Source organism: Microbacterium sp., assembly GCF_039812165.1.
Lineage (GTDB): Bacteria > Actinomycetota > Actinomycetes > Actinomycetales > Microbacteriaceae > Microbacterium.
Genome location: NZ_JBDIAB010000192.1, coordinates 1 through 5288, shown reverse-complemented (window position 1 = coordinate 5288; position 5288 = coordinate 1). Strand labels below are relative to the sequence as shown.

Sequence of the window (5288 nt, the reverse complement as noted above, 5' to 3'; positions counted from 1 at the left end):
CCGTAGACGGGTGCCGTGTCGAAGGTCGTGATGCCGGCGTCCAGAGCCACGTGCACGGCGCGGATCGACTCGTCGTCGTCCGCGTCGGGGTAGCGGAAGCCGCCCCCGATGCCCATGGCGCCGAAGGTGACGGCAGAGGCGAGCTTTCCGGTGCGACCGATCGTCCGGTACTTCATGCGATTCCTCTCAGCGGGTGGATACGGCGGACGGCTCGAGGCGAGCGTGTCGGCTCAGGCCGGGTTCAGGGTGTCCCAGCGCAGGACGCCGTCGACTCCCACGTTCTCGGGGTCGTGCTCCTTGATGATGACGACGACCTTCACGGGACCGTCCCACTCGCGGCTGCGGACGACCTCGTCGAGGCCCTTGATCGCCGCGCGCTTCTGGTCGATGGTCTTGCCGGGCGCGCTGTAGAGCACGAACGTGATCTCGTAGCCCTCCTTGACCGTCGTGTTCTCGGCCGGCAGCGGCACGAGGTACACGCTGCGGAGGTTCGGCGGCAGGCCCAGGCCGGTGCGCGCCGCCTCGCCGATGTCGTCGACGAAGGCGGGGATGTCGATCGTGTGCAGGGGCAGATCGGTCGTGCCGATGACGCTGACCATTTCGGTGTCTCCTCAGTTCGGGGAAGGGGTGCGGCCGTGACGGGTGGGCGGGCGCGACGCCCGCCCACCAGGGATCACGAGTCCGCGGGGGTCTTCTTGATGCCGGCGTAGTAGTCGGCGATCCAGTCCTTGTACGAGGCGGACTCCATGAAGGCGATGGCCTTGTCGAGCCATGACAGGTCGCCCGCGCCCGAGGGCACGACCCACACGACGCCACCGTACTCCTCGTAGACCTCCGGGGTCTCCTCGTAGAGGACGTTGATCGACGGGTCGTTCATGAGGTACACGGTGATCGACGGCGCGGTCATCGCGTCGAGGTCGGGGAAGGCGCCCGCACGGCTGCGGGGATCGACCTCCACCCACTGGATGTTCTTCGGGTTGCTCGTGATGTCGAGGGTGCTCGGGCTGTCCACGCCCTTCGCGAGCTCGATCAGTCCGTTGTCGGCCAGCAGCTGCAGCTCGCGCGCACGGTTCGCCTGGTCGTTGGCGATGCCGACGACGGCGCCCTCGGGCAGATCCTTCGCGGAGTCGTACTTGCTCGAGACGAACTGCACGGCCTGGGTCTGCAGCCAGGGGCCGTAGGACTCGAGATCCTGACCCGTGCTCTGGTTCTGCGCCTCCAGGTAGGTCTCGTTCTGGAAGTAGTTGGCGTCGAGGCTGCCGTCGAAGGTCGCACGGTTGAGCGCGATGTTGTCGTCGAAGATCTGGTACTCGAGGGTGACGCCCTCGTCGGCCAGGTTCTCGGCGAGGAAGCGGATCTCCGGCTCCTCCCGCGCGAGGATGCCGACCTTGACGGTCACCTCCTCGGCCGCGGAGGCCGAGTCCGACGCGGCGGGCGTGCTCTGGCCGGACGAGCAGGCCGCGAGCGAGGCGGCGAGGGCGGTGACCGCGACGGCGATGGTCGCGACGCGGAAGCGTGTCTTCATGGGTGTTCTCTCTCGGTGTGAGGGGTGGGGCGACGGAAGGGGCTACTTGACCTTGCGGTAGAAGGCGTTGCCGGCGAGCTGGACGAGCACGACGATCAGGACGAGCAGACCGGCGGTGCCGTACATGATCTGGTCGTTGAAGTTCTGGTAGCCGTACGTGAGCGCGACGGCACCGAGGCCGCCCGCGCCGATCGTGCCGGCCACGGCGGTGAAGCCGAGGAGGGTGATCACGCCGAGCGTCATCTGCGAGATGATCGCGGGCACCGACTCGGGGACGATGACGCGGAAGGTGATCTGCGCATCGCTGGCGCCGAGCGAGCGGGCCGCCTCGATCAGGCTGGGGTTGACCTCCTTGAAGGCGGTCTCCAGCAGTCGTGCGATGAAGGGACTGCCCGCGAAGGTGATCGCGAAGATCGCCGCCCAGACCCCGATCGAGGTGCCCACCACGAGCCGCGTGAGGGGGATGATCGAGATGGCCAGGATGATGAACGGAAGAGACCACAGCAGGCTGACGATCGTGCTCGTGACCTCGTAGACCAGACGATTGGGGCGGAGCCCCCGGGGGTCGGTGGTCACCAGGACGAGCGCGACCGCGAAGCCGACGATGCCGCACGTGATCGTGGAGCCGACCAGCATGATGGCGGTGTCGCGCAGGCCCGGGAGGATGATGCGGACGACGAGATCCCAGAAGTCGTACTGGTACATCAGAGCTCCCTCCATTGCGCGCCGCGTTCGTCGAGCGCGGCGGCGACGGCCGCGAGCCTCTCGCGCGGCACCCGCAGCACGAACGAGCCGGCGACGGTGTCGCGGTAGCGGTCGAGTCCGCCCCACGAGATGTCGAACGCCACGCCGGTACGGATGGCGAGGTCGGAGATGAGCCGCGACTCGCCCTCGCTGCGCAGCACGACGCGGACCAGGGCATCGCCGTCCTCGGTGTGCGGACGCCATCCGGCGTCGCGCGTGAAGTCGGCGAGCAGCTCCGGATGCTCGAGGAAGAACTCCTCGGACGTGCCGAGCGCGTCCAGCTCGCCGCGGTGGAGCAGCCCCATGCGCGTGCAGACGGCCTTCATGACCGACACCTCGTGCGTCACCACGACGATCGTGAGACCCAGCTCGCGGTTGATGCGGCGCAGGAGGCCCAGGACGTTCTCGGTGATGTTCGGGTCCAGCGCCGAGGTGGCCTCGTCGCTCAGGAGGATCGACGGCTCGCTCACGAGGGCGCGCGCGATCGCGACGCGCTGCTTCTGCCCGCCGCTGAGCTCGCGCGGCAGCGCCCGCAGCTTGTCCTCCAGCCCGACGAGCTCGAGCATCTCCTTGATGCGGCGATCGGCCTGAGCCTTCTTCACGCCCGAGCATCTCAGCGGGAAGTACACGTTGTCGTAGACCGACTTGCGCTCCAGCAGCGAGAACTGCTGGAACACCATCCCGATGCTGCGACGGAAGCGGAGCAGGTCGTCCTTGCCGAGGGTCGCCACGTCGATGCCGTCCACGACGATCTCGCCCGAGTCGACCTCTTCGAGTCGGTTGATGCACCTCAGGAGGGTGGACTTGCCGGCTCCGCTGACGCCGATCAAGCCGAAGATGTCGCCCTTGTCGATCGTGAGGTCGATGCCATCGAGCACGACGTGCCCGCCGAACGACTTGCGCACGTTGCGGATCTCGATCACGGTCGCGGATGCTCCTCATCACGGTGCGGGTCGTCGGCACGGCATGAGGCTGCCGCTGAACGCGTCGATGCTCGGGTGGGGCCGGATCCGCATGCGCGAAGGCAGGGGACCACAGGCTCTGTCATGTTACGGGGCAGTCGGGCCTTTCGGCGCACGCGAGGTCATGCGACGTCACAGAGTCGGCGTGAACGCTCAGCGCCCGAGGTCCACCGCGACGATGCGGTCGTCGATCGCGAGCGGCTTGCCGCGCCCGTCGGTGTTGCTCGTGAGGATCCACAGGCTCCCGTCGGGGGCGAGCGCGACGTCCCTGAGGCGCCCGTAGGTGGTCGCGAAATGGTCGGCGAAGGTCGTCGGGTCGGCCACCGGGACCGTGCGCAGCACCTCGCCGCGCAGGTTCGCGATGAGGATCGTGTCGTCCACGATCGTCATGCCGCTGGGGCTGGCCGCATCGGGCGTCCACTGCTGGACCGGATCGATGTAGTCGTCGTCGTGGGCGATGCCCTCGACCTCGGGCCAGCCGTAGTTGCCGCCGGCGACGATGACGTTGAGCTCGTCCCACGTGTCCTGGCCGAACTCGGTCGCGAACATCGTGCCGTCCTCCGCCCAGGCCATGCCCTGGACGTTGCGATGCCCGTAGCTGTACACGAGCGAGCCCTCGAACGGGTTGTCGTCGGGCACGTCGCCGTCCGGCGTCATCCGGAGGATCTTGCCGCCCCACGAGTCGAGGTCCTGCGCGTCCTCCCAGTCGCCGGCATCGCCCACCGCGACGTACAGCATGCCGTCGGGACCGAACGCGATGCGACCGCCGTTGTGATTGCGGCCCGAGGGCAGCTCGCCGCGCAGCCACTGCCGGCCTCGGATCGAGAACGAGCCGGGCTGGCCGACGAGGTCGTACCGCTGCACGCGGTTGCCGGTGTAACCGGTCGAGTACGCGTAGAGGTGGCGCTGGTCGTCGACGGCGAGGCCGAGGAGCCCGCCCTCGCCGGTGTCGTCGACCCCCTCGATCACGCCGGCCTCGCGGACGGCGCCGTCCATCGAGACCTCGAGGATGCGCGCGGAGCCGCGCTCGCTCACGAGCGCGACGCCGTCGACGAAGACGACCGACCACGGCACGCCCAGCCCCTGCGCCACGTCGCGCGCCTCGCCGAACGCGAGGCCCTCGGCCGTGGGGGTCGGAGAGGGCGTAGGGGCCGCGGTCGCGGTGGGCGACGCCGGCGTCTCGGGCGTGCCGGTGCAGCCGGTCGCCACGAGCCCGATCGTCATCACGACGCCGGCGACGACGCTCCTGCGCGTGCGCGCACTCCCCCTGCTGCTGTCCACCCTGGCGTGCTCCTCTCGGTCCGCCTTCCAGGCTACGTGCCCGGCGGCGGAGCGGGTCGCCACGACGCGGCCCGCGGCCTCGGCGTGGCGCGCCGACGCTGCACGGAGGCGTCGACGGACGACCCCGTGCGCGCGGTCCCGACGGTGATTGCGACGGGTCGTCCGGTTCGGCCGGCGGCCCGGTCGGGCGTTCAGACGCCGCTCTCCACGAGCTCTGCGCCCGCGTGGGCGAGCTCCGCGAGCGCGGCGTCGCTGGACTCCGGCGCCACGCCGGCGACGAGGTCGGTGAGGATCCGCACGTGCAGGCCGTGCGCCACGGCATCCAGCGCCGACGCGCGCACGCAATGATCGGTCGCGATGCCGGCGACGTCGACCTCGATCACGCCGCGCGCGGCGAGGAGCTCTGCGACCGACTCGCCGGCATCGGTCGATCCCTCGAAGAGCGAGTATGCGGGCCTGCCCTGCCCCTTGGTCACGTGATGGGTGATCGCCGCGGTGTCGAGGCCCGGGTCGTAGTCGGCGCCGGGCGTGGCCGCCACGCAGTGCACCGGCCACGTGTCGACGAAGTCGGGCGCGCCGGAGAAGTGGCCGCCGTTGTCGCCCTCGGCGTCGTGCCAGTCGCGCGACGCCACGACGAGCGCGTAGTCGGCGGCGCGAGCGGCGAGGAAGCGCGTGATGCCCTCGGCGACCGCGTCGCCGCCGGCCACCGCGAGCGCTCCGCCCTCGGTGAAGTCGTTCTGCACGTCCACGATGAACAGCGCCCTGGTCATGATTCG

The 5288-nt window shown here is 69.8% G+C and carries 6 protein-coding genes; all 6 read right to left on the bottom strand.

Annotated features, from left to right (window positions below; all coding sequences use genetic code 11):
• Nucleotides 1-230 precede the first annotated feature (230 nt).
• Entirely contained in the window at nucleotides 231-599 is a 369-nt protein-coding gene (locus WML84_RS12520) for a hypothetical protein (protein ID WP_347346473.1), read from the bottom strand.
• Nucleotides 600-673: 74 nt separating this feature from the next.
• On the bottom strand, nucleotides 674-1525 hold the full coding sequence (locus WML84_RS12515; RefSeq protein WP_347346472.1) for a MetQ/NlpA family ABC transporter substrate-binding protein: 852 nt from the start codon (nucleotides 1523-1525) through the stop codon (nucleotides 674-676).
• A gap of 42 nt (nucleotides 1526-1567) precedes the next feature.
• Nucleotides 1568-2230 (bottom strand): methionine ABC transporter permease, encoded by a 663-nt coding sequence (locus tag WML84_RS12510; protein ID WP_347346471.1) that lies wholly within the window; start codon nucleotides 2228-2230, stop codon nucleotides 1568-1570.
• Nucleotides 2230-3192 carry a methionine ABC transporter ATP-binding protein gene (locus tag WML84_RS12505; protein WP_347346470.1) on the bottom strand — a complete coding sequence of 321 codons (963 nt, stop codon included), beginning with the start codon at nucleotides 3190-3192 and terminating at the stop codon, nucleotides 2230-2232. The genes WML84_RS12510 and WML84_RS12505 overlap by 1 nt, the downstream gene beginning before the upstream one ends.
• A 192-nt stretch (nucleotides 3193-3384) precedes the next feature.
• Nucleotides 3385-4512, bottom strand: a complete 1128-nt coding sequence (locus WML84_RS12500; protein WP_347346469.1) for a PQQ-dependent sugar dehydrogenase — start codon at nucleotides 4510-4512, stop codon at nucleotides 3385-3387.
• A gap of 191 nt (nucleotides 4513-4703) precedes the next feature.
• On the bottom strand, nucleotides 4704-5282 hold the full coding sequence (locus WML84_RS12495; protein ID WP_347346474.1) for an isochorismatase family protein: 579 nt from the start codon (nucleotides 5280-5282) through the stop codon (nucleotides 4704-4706).
• Nucleotides 5283-5288 lie beyond the last annotated feature (6 nt).